Source organism: Pseudazoarcus sp. NS34 (genome assembly GCF_059703725.1).
On record NZ_BAAKIZ010000001.1, the window covers coordinates 633,504 to 648,807 of the forward strand.

Here is a 15,304-nt window from a genome sequence, read left to right on the forward strand (position 1 = left end):
TGCAGTCTCCTCAGGCGGCGCTGCGCATCGGCACGAAGCCCGGCAGCGCTTCGATTCGGGCCAGCCATGCACACACGTTCGGGTAGGGATCGAGCGAAACGTGGCCTTCGGGCGCGTGGGCGACATAGCTGTAGTTGGCCACGTCGGCGAGCGTCGGCGTATTGCCCACGAGCCACGGGCGCCGGGCCAGTTCGCTGTCCATCACCGTCAGCAATTGTGCGGCGCGGTTGCGGGCGTCCTCCGCATCCACATCTGCCTTGAACACCACCTTGAGGCGCGCACGCGCTGGGCCGAAGGCGAGCTGCCCGGCCGCAACCGACAACCAGCGCTGCACCTCGGCCATGGCATGCGGGGCTTCGGGCAGCCAGTCGATGGCGTGGCCGGCGCCGTACTGGCGCGCGAGATAGACCAGGATCGCGTTGGCGTCGGCGAGGGTGTGCGGGCCGTCCTGCAGCACCGGCACCTGGCCGAAGGCATTCATGGCAAGAAATTCGGGGCGCTTGTGTGCGCCGCCGGCCAGATCAACGTCGATGCGCTCGAAGGGCAAGCCGAGCAGCGACAGGAACAGCTCGATGCGATGCGCATGGCCAGACAATGCAAAGCCGTGCAACGTGAGGGCCGGAGTGGCGCGAAGGGTGTTGGCGGCGGTCATGGTGTGCTCCCTGGTTGAGGTGGCCCATTGTTTTCCAGCACGATCGGTAAATAAATGCCGCGGAATGACTACACTCTTGCAATAACCGGATGAATCGCAGGAGCGCGCAATGGACAAGCTCAAGGCCATGCAGATTGCGGTGGAGATTGCCGACGGCGGCAGCCTGACCGCCGCGGCCGACCGCCTCGACCTGTCGCTGCCCGCCGTGGTGCGCACGCTGGCCGCACTGGAGGCGCAACTCGGCGTGCGGCTGTTCAACCGCACGACGCGGCGCTTGTCGATGACCGACGAAGGCCGGCAATACGTCGAGAACGGCCGGCGCATCCTGGCCGACATTGCGGAGGTGGAAACCCTGCTGGTGAGCGGCGCGATCGAGCCGAGCGGTTCGATCACCGTCACCGCGCCGGTGATGTTCGGCACGCTGCATGTCGCGCCGGCGGTGACGCGCTTTGTGCAGCAGTTCGAGAAGATGCGCGTTAGCCTGCAACTGCACGACCGGGTGGTGAACCTGCTCGACGAGCACATTGATGTGGGCGTGCGCATCGGCGCGCTGGAGGATCAGTCGCTGGTGGCGCGGGAGGTCGGCAGCTTGCGTCGGCTGGTGGTCGCGTCACCCGACTATCTGCGCCGCCACGGCGTGCCCGCGCATCCACGCGATCTGCTCGCCCATTCCTGCGTGTGCTTCACGCGCAGCACCGCGTCGTGGTGGCACTTCACCGAGGGCGGCGAGACGTTCTCGGTGCCTGCGGCCGGCCGGCTCGAATTCAACCAGATCGCGCCGGCCGTCGACGCCTGCGTGACCGGCCAGGGGCCGGGCATGTTCATCTCGTATCAGGTGGCGGATGCCCTCGCACGCGGCGAACTGCGCGTGTTGCTGGAAGACTTCGAACTGCCGCCGATGCCGGTGCATGTGGTGTATCCGCATGCGCGGCTGCTGCCGGCGCGCACGCGTGCCTTCATCGACTGGATCACCCGCGAGCTGCGCGAACAGCAGCATGGCGGCGCGGTCCGCTGAAGGCAGAGCGGCCTCAGGCCCGCTCGCGCTGCACTTCGTATGCCTGCAGATGCGCCAGCGCAAAGCGCAGCAGCGGCACTTCGACACCCGCCGCCTCGGCGCGCTTCACCAACTCGCCGATCACATGCTCGCCCTCGGTGCGCCCGCCGCTTTCGAGATCGCGCAGCATCGACGCCTTGAGCGGCGAGCCGGCCTCCGTGAGCGTATCGCGGTAGGTGTTTAACTGAGCGGCCTCAGGGCGGTGGCCGGTGGTGGCCGCCACAGCAAGGCATTCGTCCAGCAGCGCAAGCACGATGTGTTTGCCCTGCCCGGTTTCGAGGATGCTGCCGATGCTGGCGCGCAGCGCGCCGGTGGCCGCGGCAAGCGTAGCGAGGAAGATCCACTTGTCCCACATGCGCGCTTCGATGTCGGGCGACTCGGTGAAGGCAATGCCGCAATGGGCAAGCGGCTGCAGACGCGCATGGGCCGTATCGGCGGTGGCGGGGTCGCGCGGGCCGGCGTAGATGCGATGCAGGGTGTTGAGGTGGTGGATTTCGCCGTCGGGCGTGAGGGTGGCCGAGATGTGCGCGACACCGCCCAGCACGGCCGATCGGCCGAAGCGTGCATCGAGCTGCGCCAGATGCGCGAAGCCGTTGAGCAGCGGCAGCACCAGCGCGCCGCCTTGCATCGCCGGGGCGATGGCGTCCATCGCGGCATCCAGGTCGTAGGCCTTGCACGAGAGCAGCACGAGACCGTAGGTGCCGGGCGCATCGGTGACGGAGGTCACGGCGTTGGCCGGGCAATGCGCGTCGCCGAGCGGGCTCTTGAGCACCAGGCCGTTGCGGCGCAGCGCCTCGGCGCGCGCGGGGCGGACGAGAAAGTCGACGTCGGCGCCGGACTGGATCAGCCGCAAGCCGAAATAACCGCCGATGCCGCCAGCGCCCAGGATCAGTATTTTCATGTGAGGCCCGCCCTTGCTCCGCCGGATGTGGCGCATGCGGGGCATTGTGGCCGGTAGGGCGCGGCGCGGACTGAAAGCTGCTGGAGCGGCGGGCAGCCTGATTCAGGCGCGCATTTGTTCTGCTCGACATCAGCTGAAGCCGGCGGCCCGAAGCAGGCCGTGACGACCAGACGGAGAAAGGGCGCGGAGTCCGCAATGGAGTCCGCGCCCTTTCTGTTGCGCTGCACTGCTGCTGACGCATGGTCAGACACGCGGAGTCGCGTCTGACCGGCACTTCAGCGCGAGGGCTTAGCCCTCAGCTGGTTGCGCGCGCTGCGTCACGCAGCGCCTTGATCTGGTCGTGGTTGCGCAGCACGCCCTGGTATTGCTTCTCCACCACTGCGCGGATATCGGGCGCCAAATCCTTCTCAAGGGCTTCCTTGTAGCTCTTCTTGGCAACGTCTTCACCGCGCTCGCATTCGTTCAGGATGGCGGTGTCGTCCTTGCCGGTGACGAGCTCCTTGAGGCCGACCCAGCGGCGATGGATGTCACCGCTCAGGCTGGTGTCCGTTTCGGGTTCGCCGCCCAGGGCACGTACCAGCCGCTGCAGTTCCTCGGCGGCGTCGGCGCATTCGCGAGCGCGGGCGGTCATTACCGACTTGAGGCGCGCGGATTCCACGTCCTTGGCGCATTCGATGAAGCCGGCCTGGCCGTCCTTGCTGGTTTCGATCAGGTCGTTGAGTACAGAAATCGTGCCTTTCGTATCCATTCAGGTTCTCCTTGGGAATGATGGAAATGGCGCGGGGCGCGGCAGCCTTGCCGTGAGCTCGACTACCCGTTTCCGATGGGTTGGAGGCCAACACCATCGGCCGCCGACCAATCTGGATTCGATTGCCCGTCCGGTCGCTCGGTCCAGACTGCAAGTGCTGGCAGATATGGTCTTGAGCGCCTGAAATCATTCAAACATGCAGCCGCGACGATCCGAAAGGCGTGGGCGGAGGCAGATGAAACAAAGTTATTAAGGGCACCGCAGTCGGCCACGGCTGAGGTTTCCGCGGGCCGCGCGGCACCCGCGGAGGGAGCTGCAGGCGCTGAAAAGCGGCGTTGCGGGCCATGCCCAAGGCAGCGCCGCGATGCGACCGCAGCCGACGGCTCGACGAGCCGGCGTGGGAGAAAGCGGGGAATCGGCCGGCGCCGCAAAACATGCTCTTTCATTTGCCCGGCGACGTGGCTTGCTGTCGCATCCGTCATGCCAGATCAGGTGCGCGCATCCGGAACATTTGCCGCGCCACGCTGCCAGAGCAAGGCCGCGTGTAGTGGCGCGGCATTCACACAACAACACGGAGGCTCCCCATGCATCGCTGGCTTCGCCCGCTCATCCCCGCCCTGCTCTGCGCCCCGGCCATGGCGCTGGCCAACGCGCCGTCCTACGGCCCCAACCTGGAAGGCTTCGACTACCCGCATCCGGTGGGCAGCTTTGCCTTCACGTCCCAAGGCAAGGACGTGCAGATGAACTACATGGACGTGAAGCCCACCGGCAAGGCCAATGGCCGCACCGTGGTGGCGCTGCACGGCAAGAACTTTTGCGGAGCAAGCTGGGAAGACAGCATCGAGGCACTGACCGAGGCCGGCTACCGCGTGGTGGCGCCGGACCAGATCGGCTTCTGCCGCTCGACCAAGCCCGACGGCTATCAGTACAGCTTCCACCAACTCGCGCACAACACGGCCGCACTGCTCGATCACCTGGGCGTGAAGGAACACGTGGTGATGGGGCATTCGATGGGCGGCATGCTGGCCACCCGCTATGCGCTGCTGTATCCGCAGCGCGTGGAGCAACTGGTGCTGGTGAACCCGATCGGGCTGGAAGACTGGCTGGCCAAGGGCGTGCCCTACATCAGCGTGGATGACTGGTACGCCGGCCAGCTCAAGACCACGCGCGAAGGCATCAAGAACTACCAGCGCACCACCTATTACAACGGCGAGTGGCGGCCGGAGTTCGACCGCTGGGTGGACATGTCGGCCGGCATGTTCAACGGGCCGGGCAAGGAGACGGTGGCCTGGCACTCGGCGCTGACCTTCGACATGATCCTGACGCAGCCCGTGTATCACGAGTTTCACCGCCTGCAGGTGCCGACCGTGCTGATCATCGGCGAACACGACAACACCGCCATCGGCAAACACCTGGTGCCCGAAGACCAGCGCAAGAAGCTGGGCGACTACCCCGCCATGGCACGCGACGTGGCCGAGCGCATTCCGGATGTGAAGCTCAAGCTCTACCCGGATCTGGCCCACTCGCCTCAGGTGCAGGACCCGAAGCGCTTCCACGCCGACCTGCTGGAACTGCTGAGCCGCAACTGATCGGCTCGTTGCAGCGGAGCCATTGAAAAGGCGCTGACTTCAAGCCGAAGTCAGCGCCTTTTTCTTTCCTGCACACGTTCAGCGCAACTTACTGCCCTGTCGGTAAACCAGCACATGCAGCCAACCGACGAACGTCAGGCGACATCTCCACCAAGCAAAGCATTCAGATGCTCGACCAAGGACGGGAGATCATCACAAACGATGCTCCACAAGGTGTCGTCATCTACCCCGAGATAACCGTGGATCAATCGATTGCGCGTGGCAACGATCATGCGCCATGGGACCGACGGGTGAGCTTCCCGGATATGCGCCGGGATGTGTGTCGCGGCTTCACCAACCAGTTCGAGATTACGCAGCGATGCGTCGTACACCAGACGATTAGCAACGAAGTCCTTCTGCTCCATGCCGCGGGTGTAGCTGAGTACGGCGTTTGCGAACCGAATCATGTCCTCGGCGTAGAAATGCCAGGCCCGCACTTCAGACATTGATCTGGTCCCGTTCAATGTAGGGACGCAGTTCCGGCCGCAAAGCCTTTTCCGTGACCAGGTCGACTGAGCGGCCCAGAAGGTCTTCCAGGTAAAACTGCACACCGAAGTAGCGTTGGGAAGTTGCGGGGCCATCGAAGGCGACGAGCACGTCGACGTCGCTGTCCTCGGTAGCCTCGTTGCGGGCAGCGGAGCCGAACAGGGCGAGACGCTCCACACCGAAACGGCTTTGCAGTTCGGGCTTTGAGCGCTCCAACAAATCGAGGATGTGCTGCCTGTTCATGGGGTGGCCTCCGGTAAGCGCAGACTCAGACGGTCACGCGCTTTGGCGATGAGGCATTCTAGCGCGCGGAAATGAGCTCGGCAGGTTTCAGGCCGACCATTCCTTCTGGCACAAACCTCACGCATGGGATCACGAAGTGGCCGGCTTCACCTTCGCCGCCATGCGCCGATCCGCATAGTCCAGCCCGAGATCGGACAGTGTCTTGAGCACGACGAAGAAGGTGAGCACCACGGCACCGCCGCTGAGCGAGCCGGTGAGGATGATGCCCAGGTGCATCGGCAGCACACGCAGATAGGGCAGGAACATCAAGGAACCGATGTTGGGCCGGCCCTGCAGATCGGCGGCGTGCTGGGCTGCCCAGGTTTCGCGTTGCGACAGTACGAAGGACAGGCCGCAGCCGAGCAGTGCGGCAATTTCGAGCGGCACCGTCACGCTGTGTTCGGCCAGCAGAAACACCAGATATCCGACGTGGAAAAAACCATAGTGGATGACGAAGAAGCGCGCGGTCGAGCGCTTGCCGGCTTCGTCTTCGGACACGCGCCGGCCGTTGGAGGTGAAGCCTTCGGTGCTGAAATCGCGCAGCGACATCATGCGCCGCCAGGCGTAGTAGCCGACGATGACGCTCTGGATCCAGTACGGCCACATCAGCCAGCCGACGTCCCACTCAAATGCAATGGCCAGCAGCAGCGTGGCAGCGTTGGCGAGGATCAGGTTGCGGGCGGACGGGCTCATGCGGGGTGATTCCACACAGGTCGGTGCGGGCATTGTAGTGCCCATGGCATGACGACGGCCTGCCGCCGAATGGCATAAAACGGCGTCAGGTTGCACGGCGGTTTCAAAACGATGGGATTTCAACCATTATCGCAACGCCATCCAATCCCTCGGCTGCGCAACTCGCGCGAATCTTCACCGTGCTGCACATCGAACGTCATGACGAATGAGAAAACTGAAAACAGGACTACTGTTCTTTCTGATCGGCTTGGCCTGCTCTGTGCTGTCGGGCTGGACAAGCACAGTTGTGACCGACTTCAATCACTCTCTTGCACAACCAAGAACCTTGTCCAAGGAAGAACTTCTGTCAAAGACCTACTCGATGGAAGAACTGGACGCAGCCACTGCGCGAGCGCACGCCGAGCTTGAAGAGTTGAATCGAAAACACCGCAACAAGGAAAGTCCCCTCCCTCCCCGACTATCAGAGCCAATCCATCCGGCCTGGGGGTCCTTTGCCATCTGGCTGATTGTTTCGTTTGCAGCAAGACCCAAGTCCACCGTCTATGCGGCGGCCATGCTCGCACCGCCGGCGTACTTGACGATCGCTGGGCTTTTCAGCCCGATTGAGCTTTTGGTTTTTGCGCTTTGCACAATCGCAGGGCTGTTACTACGGCCAATGGCCGACAGCAAGCTGCGCGCCATTCGCGGGACCACGGCATAAAACGAAAACGCCCCCCGGAGGCGGTTGCCTCCGGGGGGCGTTGCAAGTTTGTTGCGCTTACTGCCCCAGCGCCTCGCCGAACATCGCCAGCATCAGCAGAAGCAGCATGGGATCGACCTGCTGGCCGTTGAAGGTGAGCACGTCGCCCGTGAAGCCGACATCCGACGTGACGGCGTCGGCGGTGACGGTGACGTAAGGCAGGTCACGCATGCCTTGCAGCCACTCCATGTAGCGTGTGTCGGCGATGTCGCGCACGGCTGCGGCGTCGAGGCCCTGCCCCTTGTGCTCGGCTTCGGCGGCCAGCCGGAAGAGCTGATTGACCGCATCCAGCTTCGCCGTGAGGCCGCCCTGCACCTTCAGGCGCTCGGGCAGTTCGAGCCAGTTGACCGGCGACAGCGTGGACTCGGTGAGCGACAGCTCCAGATTGCTGCGGATGTCGTCTTCCTGCAGCACGCTGAGGCCGGCGTGGTCGATGGACACCACGGGCGTGCCGACGAAGGTCGCCTCGGCGGCCAACATCATGGCCTGTTCGACCTGCTGATCGGTCGCCTGCGGCGGAACCTGCGCGTTGAGCGCGGCAACTTCGACGAGACGGCTCAGCGACGGACCATCCATACCCTTCAGCGACAGCGCCAGACGGCCACCGCCCAGTCGCGTCTGGCCCCACAGCATGGGGCCGAGCTTGAACGTGAGAGTCTGATCAAGCAGCGGGCCGCGGCGCGTGGTGTCGGACTCGAGGCTCATGAACTCGGTGCGCACGTCGACGCCGACGCTGACGGTTTCGATATTGCTGGCGTGCAGGCTGGAAGTGCCGCTCCACAGTTGCGGCCAGTCTTCGAGCAGATCGGCCTCGGCGCGCACATTGCCGACGCGCAGGCTGCCAGGGTGCTCGCCCATGGCCTCGACGTTGAACGAGCGCAGCGTCATGTTGCCTTTGACGCTCGGGCGCGGCCCCTCGGCCGTGCCGACAACGCCCAGCAAGGCATCGCCAAGCAGCTGCTCGACGCGCAGGACACCGTCGCGGCTGACGAACTCGAAGCCGTCCAGCCCGGTGTTGAGCGTGCCGGTCCAGTTCGCGTCGACGCGCTCCAGCTCGCCCTGCACGCGCAGGCCGTTGAAGGACATGCGCGCCGCCTCTTCGACCGGCGCCGTGGTCTCGACCAGCGCAGCCTCGACGCCGTAGTTGAAGTCGAGCCAGCTCAGCGACGAATCGAACTGCGCCCAGCCGTTAGCCCCCTTGAGGCGTGCCGTGCCGCGCGTATCGAGGCCGTCATTGAGTACCACCGGGCCTTCGTGCTCCAGCCAGACAAAGTCGGCGCGCACCGAGCGATCAAAGTGATAGCGCAGCGTCACGTCGACCAGCGACTTGTCGGCCTCCAGCCCCGGCAGCGCAGAACGCAGCTCGACCGGCACTTCGACACGACCATCGCCCGCAGCCAGCGCAACGCCGTTGCCAACCCACGGCCCGTGACGCACCGCCATCTCGCCGCGCGCATTGCGCACGCCGGTCCACTCGGTAGCGGCCAGCATGCCGTCGGCCGGCGGAACGTAGTCAAAGTCGTAGCGCAGCACGCCGTCGAACAGGCCCGCCTCGTAGTCGAGACGGTGCACGGTCACGCCTTCCTGCTGCGCAAGCGCCTCGGAAAAACGCTCGGTTTCGGACACGATCACGCGACCGATTACGAACGCGATCAGTACATACGCCACCACCAGCACGGCCAGTGCCGCGGCGATGCGCAGGATTTTCTTCATGTGGGACTCCGCAGGTCAGGGAACGCGCGTGCAGACTGACGCGCGAACGAAATATAACAACGGAATTGTGAGGCCACGTGCCGCCGCGCTGTAAAGTTATTTGCCGACTCGCCAGCCATGACAACGCCGGCCCGATATGAACGCTTGGCCGCGGGGTTTGTCTGCCCGTGACACGGCGAATCGTCGCAAATTCATTTTACAAGGAGGGGCACCTCATGAAGTTTCTAGGCATCGCAGGCAGTCTTCGCCCGAAATCCACCAACAAGGGCATGCTGCGCGCAGCAGCGGCCAACCTGCCGGAAGGCGTGACGATGGAGATCGCCGAGCTGGGCGACATTCCGTTCTATGTGCAGGACCACCCCGAAAAGCCGGCAGCCGTGCAGCGCGTGTTTGAGCAACTGCGCGAGGCCGACGCGCTGGTGTTCGGGTGCACCGAGTACAACTATTCGATGGCGCCGGCCCTGAAGAACATCATCGACTGGGCTTCGCGCGAGCCGGACAACGTGCTGCTGGCCGGTCTGCCGGTGGCGATGATGGGTGCCGGCGGCGGCATGGGCACTTCGCGTTCGCAGTACCACACACGCCAGGTATGCGTCGCCCTCGACATGCGCCCGCTGAACAAGCCCGAGATCTTCGCCAACGCCTTTGCCGGCGCCTTTGACGAGGACGGCAACCTCACCGACGAAAAGCTGACGCAGCTCATCCGCAAGCAAATGAAGGTGCTGGCCGAGCGCGTGGCGAGCAACAAGTAGACGACGCCTTGCTTCGGCTTGCGGGGGCGCACCGACGGTGCCGTTCCCCACAAGCCGGAAGTCGTTACCAGAGCTTTACGCAGTGACCCGAAACCACGAACGGTGACGGCTCGTCACCGGCGCTGGCCGGCGCGTCTTCGATGGAAACCGCCAGCCGGGTGACGTCCTTGAGCAACTCTTCGGACGTGCCGGCCATCTCGAACACGGTCTGGCCTTCGGGTTGCACGGTGCCGAGCGGGAAGGCCGCGGCGTTGTTCGGCACGGCCCACAGCTGCAGCACCTTGCCGTCCGGTACGGCGACCGGGCGCTTGATGCTGACGAACATGTGGCGGCCGTGGCGCGATGAGCTGGCCAGCACGGTCGGCACGCCGGCTTCGTCGAGCAGGATGCCGACGTAGCCCTTGGTCGGGACTTCGGCCTGTGGCGGCAGCACGGCGTCGATACCCGGCGGGTACAGCCGCAGCGTTGCGACCACGGCGAACACACCGAAGGCAAAACCGAAGGCCGGTTGCCACCAGTGGCGCGAGCGCTTAGCGGCGGGTTTGGCGCCGTCGAGGCGGCGCTCGATGCCCTGCCACAGCTGCGGCGAGGGCGCGACCGGCTCGACCGCCTGAGCGAGCGCTGCAGTGCGCGCTTCCCATGCCAGCACTGCGGCGTCGGCGGCCGGCAGGGTGCGCCGCAGGCGTGCAAAGCGGCGGCGCGCGCGGCTGGAGAGCGTGCCGAAAACATAGGCGGCGGCGAGCTTGTCGAGGAGTTCGGGCTTGTCGTAGTTCATGCCAGCGCCTCCAGACAGCGGCGCAGGCGGTCGATGCCGCGCCGCAGCCAGACCTTGACGCTGCCCAGCGGCGCACCGAGGTGGCCGGCCAGTTCGGAGTGCGATAGGCCGTGGTAATAGGCCAGCGCCAGGCACTGGCGTTGCGGGCCGTCGATGGCGTCCAGGCAACCGCGGATGTGGAGCGTATCGGCGGCCTGTTCGAGCAGGTTGAGGGGGCCGGGCTTGTCGTCTTCGAGCCCGGCGAGGCGTTCGTCGGCGTCTCCGCTGGAGCCGTCTTCAACGGCGTCGCGGTCACGCCCGCGCAGCAGATCGAGCGCGCGGTTGCGCACGATGGCGGTGAGCCAGGTCATGGGCTGGCTGGCTTGCGGGGAATAGCTGGCGGCGCGGTGCCAGACGGCCACGAAGGCGTCCTGCAACACGTCCTCGGCCTGGTCGCGACGGCGCAGCAGACGCAGAGCTACGCCCAGCAGCGTGGGCGCGCAGACGTCGTACAACTCACGAAACGCCTTGCGGTCACCAAGGGAAACCCGCGACAGCAAATGCTGCAGGTCGGGGGCGTCAGAAGATCGGGACATCGGGGGTTCGGGCTCCGCTGGGCGAGGCCCGAATGTGACGTGCGCACATGCATACGTCAAGCCACGGAGCGCCGGGGAATGCATTCGTCACGCCCCGGCGCCCGGCGGCAATCAGTAGCCGTAGCTCGAGCTGCTCTTGGAGGCAGCAGCGGCAGGCTTGCCCATGTTCACGACATGCCACACACCGCCCTTGCCGTCGCCGTTGGCGTCGCCCGGCTTGGTGTCCGGCGTGTAGTAGTACAGCGGCATGGTCTTGTAGGCCCACTGCTTGCCGCCGTCCTTGCGCGTCACGATGCTGAAGCCTTCCTTGGCCGTTGCGCCTTCTTTGGCCATGAACGGCGGCCACACGGCGGCGCAACCGTCATAGCAGTTGCTCTGGTCGGCGCTGTCCTTGTCGAAGGTGTAGAGGGTGCGGCCGTCGGCGTCGGCCATCATGCCGTTGCTCTGGGTGACGGATTGCGCAAACGCGAACGGGGTGGCGCACAGCATGGCAACAGCAGCGAAGGTCTTGAGGTTCATGATGTTCTCCTTGAAATGTCGAATACGAGCACACGCTCGAAGACATATACGAAGGCGAACCACGATTGGAGACAGGGGTAGCGAAAAAATATTTCGGCAGGCGTGAGCCGGCGACACGGAGCGCGGAGCGGCCCGTGTCGCACGGCCCTAGTTCGCGCGGTCGGGCGCGTTGAGGTTGCCCAGGCCTTGCGGGTAGCGCAGACCAAAGCGTTTGACGGCAAACAGCAGCACGCCGGTTGCCAACGTGGAAATGCCGATCGCCAGATAGACGCCGGTCGGGCTGGCCTCGAAGTGGTTGGCCAGCCACATGCCGGCCACCAGCAGCACACCGCCGACGATGGCCACTTCCTCGTAGATCAGCCCTTTCAGCGTGCCGGGCTCGCGATTGATGACGATGTCGCGCAACACGCCGCCGCCCGCGCACGTCATGGCCGCGCAGAACGGGGCCCAGTACCAGGGCATGTTGGCGGCGATGGCAATGGTTGCGCCACCGACGGCAAGCACCGAGAAGCCGACCAGATCGACCCAGTGCTTCACCGAGCGGAATCGCGCAGTGTGGTGAATGTCGGGCCGCAACATGGTCATGAACGAGGCGGCCATGACGATCAGCAGGACACCCACCGGATAGATCGGATCGGCAACGAAGAACAGGGGCTGGCGCGCCTCGCCGATGAGCAGGTCGCGCAGGGTGCCGCCGCCCAGACTGGCGAGGAAAGCGAGCACGAGGCGACCATAGAAATCGTAGCCATGCGCGATGCCTTCCAGCGCGGCGGCCAGCGCAAAGGTCAGTATGCCGATCAGGAACAAGGCCTTGAATGCCGGCATGTCGAGCACGCTCTGGGCGTAGTAGCGCGTGGCCGGCGTCAGCGCCTGGGCGCGGCCCTCTTGCTGCAGCAGCGCGTTCCACACCGAGTGGGTCCACATTGCGTCGGCGTGCCCTGACTTTTCGGGCGGCGCGGAAGCATCCAGACGCGCGAGATCGAAGTAGCCGAACTGGCTGCGCTCGGGAATCACGTTGAGGATGGCTTCGAGCATCTGCTGCTGGTGATCGCGCTGCAGTTCGGGATTCATGCGCAACACCGATTCGAGCGCCAGCGTCGGGGCGATTTGCGCCTCGTGCCAGCCCTTGCGCAAGGCGCGCACGAAGCCGGTTACGGCGGCATGGAAGGCGGGGTCTGCGAGGCGATCGCGCAGCACGTAAACACCGTCTTCGATGTGCGGCAAGCCGAGGGCGTCGGGGTCGAGCACAAGCAGCTCTGACGGGTCGACGCCGGCGGCGAGGATCTTCAGGTACTCGTTGTAGGTCATGGCCGTCGCGCAGGGCAGCGTGCCGTCGATCAGGTCGGCGCCGTCCGGCCGTTGCTGCACGAAGCGCAGCGAGTCGGCCGGCACGCCGAGGCGCTCGAGAAGCTGACGCACAAAGGCATCGTCACCGATGTTCCAGGTGCCGATTTCGCGGCCGGCGATGTCTTGCGGTGTGAGGATGCCGGAGCGCATGTGGCACACCAGAATCAGCGCCGAACCACTGAATATCTGCGCGATATTGACGGCTTGCGGCCCCGGCCCGGCAGCCCGCGCGGTGTCGAGCCAGGCGATGGCCAGATCGGCGTCGCCGCGTTGCAGCGACTGAATGGACGAGATGCCCGGCCCGCCCTCGATCAGCTCGAGCTTCAGGCCTTCGGCCTCGAAATGACGCCGCGCGAGCGCCATGTACACGCCGGCAAACTGGCTCTGATGCAGCCAGCCGAGTTGCAGCCGCAGCGTGTCGGGCTGGGCGGACGCGAGACCGGGAAGGAAACACATGAGCCACGCCAGCAGGGCCAATACGGCGCGGCACGATCGGTTGCGCAGAGCTTGTTTCAGCGTCACCGGGCGAGCGCCTTTGCGGAGCTCGATCTGTAGAACATACATGAGCGCAACACCCACCTCCAATTTCCTGCATCGCCATCGCGATGCCCTCGTGGCGGCCACCCGTTGTGACGCGGCGCGTGACGCCCGGTCGCAGCGTTAATCGCTTCTGCCCCAAGCCGCGCGTGCAGGTTACTGCTTCATCGGCCGCTTGTGTCGATGTTCGGGCGCGCAGCGTGACGGCTTTGGGCGACACCACCGATATCCGCCCCTGGACGGAATAACACCCCACCCGGCAATGCGAACCGGATGGGGTGTTGAGGGGGATCTGTGGGATGGATCGGGCCGCCGACGGGAAGCTGCCCGCGGCCTGCGTAGCCCAGGGTGAGTGCCTCGGCGGCACGCACCCTGGGAACGACGCCTTAGCGCGAAGCGCTGGCGGACGCTGTGAGCGTCACACCTCCGTCCGCCGCAGCGGTGCGCGGTGCATTCCAGCCACCGCCCAGCGCACGGATCAGCGACACCACGGTGCGGGCGCGCTCGGCGTCGAGGCGCACGCGGGCGCGTTGTTGCGTCAGCGCGCTGCGGTCGGCCTCGATGACGTCGAGATAGCTCACGGCGCCTTCACGGTATTGCACGCGCGACAACTCCACGGCGCGATCGGCGGCGGCCACGGCGGTGTCCTGCGCGCGGGTCTGCTCGGACAGGATGCGCAGGCCGGCGAGGCCATCCTCGACTTCACGGAAGGCGTTGAGCACGGTCTGGCGGTAGGTGGCGACGTCTTCTTCCCACACCGCCAGCGCGCGATCCACGCCAGCGCGGCGACGACCGCCGTCGAAGATCGGCAATGACAGAATGGTGCCGGCCACCGGGCCGAGCAGGAAGGTGCGACTGCTCCACTGGAACAGGTCGCCCAGCTCGCCGGACTCAAAACCAGCCGCGCCGGTCAGCGTGAGGCTGGGGAAGAAGGCGGCACGCGCCACGCCGATGCGGGCATTGGCGGCGGCCATCGCGCGCTCGGCGGCGGCGATGTCGGGACGGCGTTCGAGCAGTTCCGACGGCAGACCGGCCGGCACGCTGACCGTGATGCGCTGCAGCGGCTGCGGCCCGAAGCGGAAGTCCGCCGGGCTGCGGCCGAGCAACAAGGCCAGCGCGTGTTCGGCAACCGCGCGCTGACGCTGCACACCGAGCGATTCGGACTGCGCGGTAGCCAGCTCGGTGCGGCTGCGCGCCACGTCCAGCTCGCCGATGAAGCCTTCGGCAAAGCGGCGCTCCATCAGGCGCAGGCCTTCGGCCCGCAGCGCGACCGTGTTGGCGAAGATGGCCTGCTCGGCGTCGAGTTCGCGCAGCTGGAAATAGGTGTGCGCGACGTCGGCCTGCAGCGCCAGCAGCACCGAGCGGAACAGCGCCTCGTCGCGCTGCAGTTCGGCTCCGGCGGCCGACACGCTGTTGGCCACCCGGCCGAACACGTCGATCTCGTAGGACAGACCAAGCTGGGCGCGCCACAGTGTGTTCGGATCGGTGTCGGCGTCTTCAGGCAGGCCTTGCGAGGCCGGCGACGGACGCTGACGCGTCGGGCCGAAACCGCCATCAACGGTGGGGAAACGGTCGGCGCGGGCGCTGCGCTGCACGGCCCGCGACTGCTGCAGACGGGCGGCGGCGGCGCGCAAGTCCTGGTTGGCGTCGAGGGCTTCGGCCTGCAGCGCGTCGAGCACCGCGTCGTCGAAAATCTTCCACCACTCGCCGCGCGCAGCGGCCTCGGAAGGCTCGGCGGTTTTCCACGAGCCGGCCTCGCCGGCCGCCAGCGGTTCGGCGTGGCGGAAGGCGGTGGGCGTGGCGACCTCGGGCACTTCGTACTTGGGCGCCAGCGAGCAGCCAGCGAGCACCAGCACGCTGGCAAACACCACGGGGAGCCGGGATTCAAAAATCGTCATGCGGA

At 65.8% G+C, this 15,304-nt stretch carries 16 protein-coding genes; 4 read left to right on the forward strand and 12 right to left on the reverse strand.

The window, feature by feature from the left end:
- Positions 1-10: 10 nt before the first annotated feature.
- The gene (locus AC6H0N_RS03055; protein WP_497572579.1) at positions 11-652 is read right to left on the reverse strand and encodes a glutathione S-transferase family protein; all 642 of its coding nucleotides are present in this window, start codon (positions 650-652) and stop codon (positions 11-13) included.
- A 109-nt stretch (positions 653-761) separates the two neighbouring features.
- Here AC6H0N_RS03055 and AC6H0N_RS03060 point away from each other — a divergent pair, with 109 nt between their 5' ends.
- On the forward strand, positions 762-1,667 hold the full coding sequence (locus AC6H0N_RS03060) for a LysR family transcriptional regulator (protein WP_497572580.1): 906 nt from the start codon (positions 762-764) through the stop codon (positions 1,665-1,667).
- A 13-nt stretch (positions 1,668-1,680) separates the two neighbouring features.
- Here the strand turns inward: AC6H0N_RS03060 and AC6H0N_RS03065 are convergent, their stop codons facing one another.
- The gene (locus AC6H0N_RS03065) at positions 1,681-2,607 is read right to left on the reverse strand and encodes a 2-dehydropantoate 2-reductase (RefSeq protein ID WP_497572581.1); all 927 of its coding nucleotides are present in this window, start codon (positions 2,605-2,607) and stop codon (positions 1,681-1,683) included.
- A 295-nt stretch (positions 2,608-2,902) separates the two neighbouring features.
- Entirely contained in the window at positions 2,903-3,355 is a 453-nt protein-coding gene (locus AC6H0N_RS03070; RefSeq protein WP_497572582.1) for a PA2169 family four-helix-bundle protein, read from the reverse strand.
- A gap of 584 nt (positions 3,356-3,939) precedes the next feature.
- Here AC6H0N_RS03070 and AC6H0N_RS03075 point away from each other — a divergent pair.
- A complete protein-coding gene (locus tag AC6H0N_RS03075; RefSeq protein WP_497572583.1) occupies positions 3,940-4,944 on the forward strand; it encodes an alpha/beta fold hydrolase in 1,005 nt (334 codons plus the stop codon).
- Positions 4,945-5,078: 134 nt separating this feature from the next.
- Here AC6H0N_RS03075 and AC6H0N_RS03080 read toward each other — a convergent pair whose 3' ends face one another.
- From AC6H0N_RS03080 to AC6H0N_RS03090, 3 genes are all read right to left on the reverse strand, one after another.
- Positions 5,079-5,429: a HepT-like ribonuclease domain-containing protein gene (locus tag AC6H0N_RS03080; RefSeq protein WP_497572584.1), complete on the reverse strand. Its 351-nt coding sequence runs from the start codon at positions 5,427-5,429 to the stop codon at positions 5,079-5,081.
- Positions 5,422-5,712 (reverse strand): nucleotidyltransferase family protein, encoded by a 291-nt coding sequence (locus tag AC6H0N_RS03085; protein ID WP_497572585.1) that lies wholly within the window; start codon positions 5,710-5,712, stop codon positions 5,422-5,424. Before AC6H0N_RS03085 ends, AC6H0N_RS03080 begins: the two co-directional genes overlap by 8 nt.
- 129 nt (positions 5,713-5,841) lie before the next feature.
- On the reverse strand, positions 5,842-6,444 hold the full coding sequence (locus AC6H0N_RS03090; protein WP_497572586.1) for a DUF6498-containing protein: 603 nt from the start codon (positions 6,442-6,444) through the stop codon (positions 5,842-5,844).
- 205 nt (positions 6,445-6,649) lie between these two features.
- Here AC6H0N_RS03090 and AC6H0N_RS03095 point away from each other — a divergent pair, with 205 nt between their 5' ends.
- Positions 6,650-7,144: a hypothetical protein gene (locus AC6H0N_RS03095; protein WP_497572587.1), complete on the forward strand. Its 495-nt coding sequence runs from the start codon at positions 6,650-6,652 to the stop codon at positions 7,142-7,144.
- Positions 7,145-7,201: 57 nt separating this feature from the next.
- Here the strand turns inward: AC6H0N_RS03095 and AC6H0N_RS03100 are convergent, their stop codons facing one another.
- On the reverse strand, positions 7,202-8,896 hold the full coding sequence (locus AC6H0N_RS03100) for a DUF945 family protein (protein WP_497572588.1): 1,695 nt from the start codon (positions 8,894-8,896) through the stop codon (positions 7,202-7,204).
- A 215-nt stretch (positions 8,897-9,111) separates the two neighbouring features.
- On the opposite strand from AC6H0N_RS03100, the gene AC6H0N_RS03105 reads away from it, so the two are divergent.
- Positions 9,112-9,648, forward strand: coding sequence for an NADPH-dependent FMN reductase (locus AC6H0N_RS03105; protein ID WP_497572589.1), 537 nt, complete (start codon positions 9,112-9,114; stop codon positions 9,646-9,648).
- Between the two features lie 64 nt (positions 9,649-9,712).
- Here the strand turns inward: AC6H0N_RS03105 and AC6H0N_RS03110 are convergent, their stop codons facing one another.
- From AC6H0N_RS03110 to AC6H0N_RS03130, 5 genes are all read right to left on the reverse strand, one after another.
- Complete coding sequence (locus AC6H0N_RS03110; protein ID WP_497572590.1) at positions 9,713-10,423, reverse strand: anti-sigma factor; 711 nt, start codon at positions 10,421-10,423, stop codon at positions 9,713-9,715.
- Entirely contained in the window at positions 10,420-10,998 is a 579-nt protein-coding gene (locus AC6H0N_RS03115; RefSeq protein ID WP_497572591.1) for a sigma-70 family RNA polymerase sigma factor, read from the reverse strand. Before AC6H0N_RS03115 ends, AC6H0N_RS03110 begins: the two co-directional genes overlap by 4 nt.
- A gap of 111 nt (positions 10,999-11,109) precedes the next feature.
- The gene (locus AC6H0N_RS03120) at positions 11,110-11,517 is read right to left on the reverse strand and encodes a COG4315 family predicted lipoprotein (protein WP_497572592.1); all 408 of its coding nucleotides are present in this window, start codon (positions 11,515-11,517) and stop codon (positions 11,110-11,112) included.
- 147 nt (positions 11,518-11,664) lie between these two features.
- A complete protein-coding gene (locus AC6H0N_RS03125) occupies positions 11,665-13,320 on the reverse strand; it encodes a TRIC cation channel family protein (protein ID WP_497572593.1) in 1,656 nt (551 codons plus the stop codon).
- 467 nt (positions 13,321-13,787) lie between these two features.
- Positions 13,788-15,299 carry an efflux transporter outer membrane subunit gene (locus tag AC6H0N_RS03130; RefSeq protein WP_497572594.1) on the reverse strand — a complete coding sequence of 504 codons (1,512 nt, stop codon included), beginning with the start codon at positions 15,297-15,299 and terminating at the stop codon, positions 13,788-13,790.
- Positions 15,300-15,304: the final 5 nt, after the last annotated feature.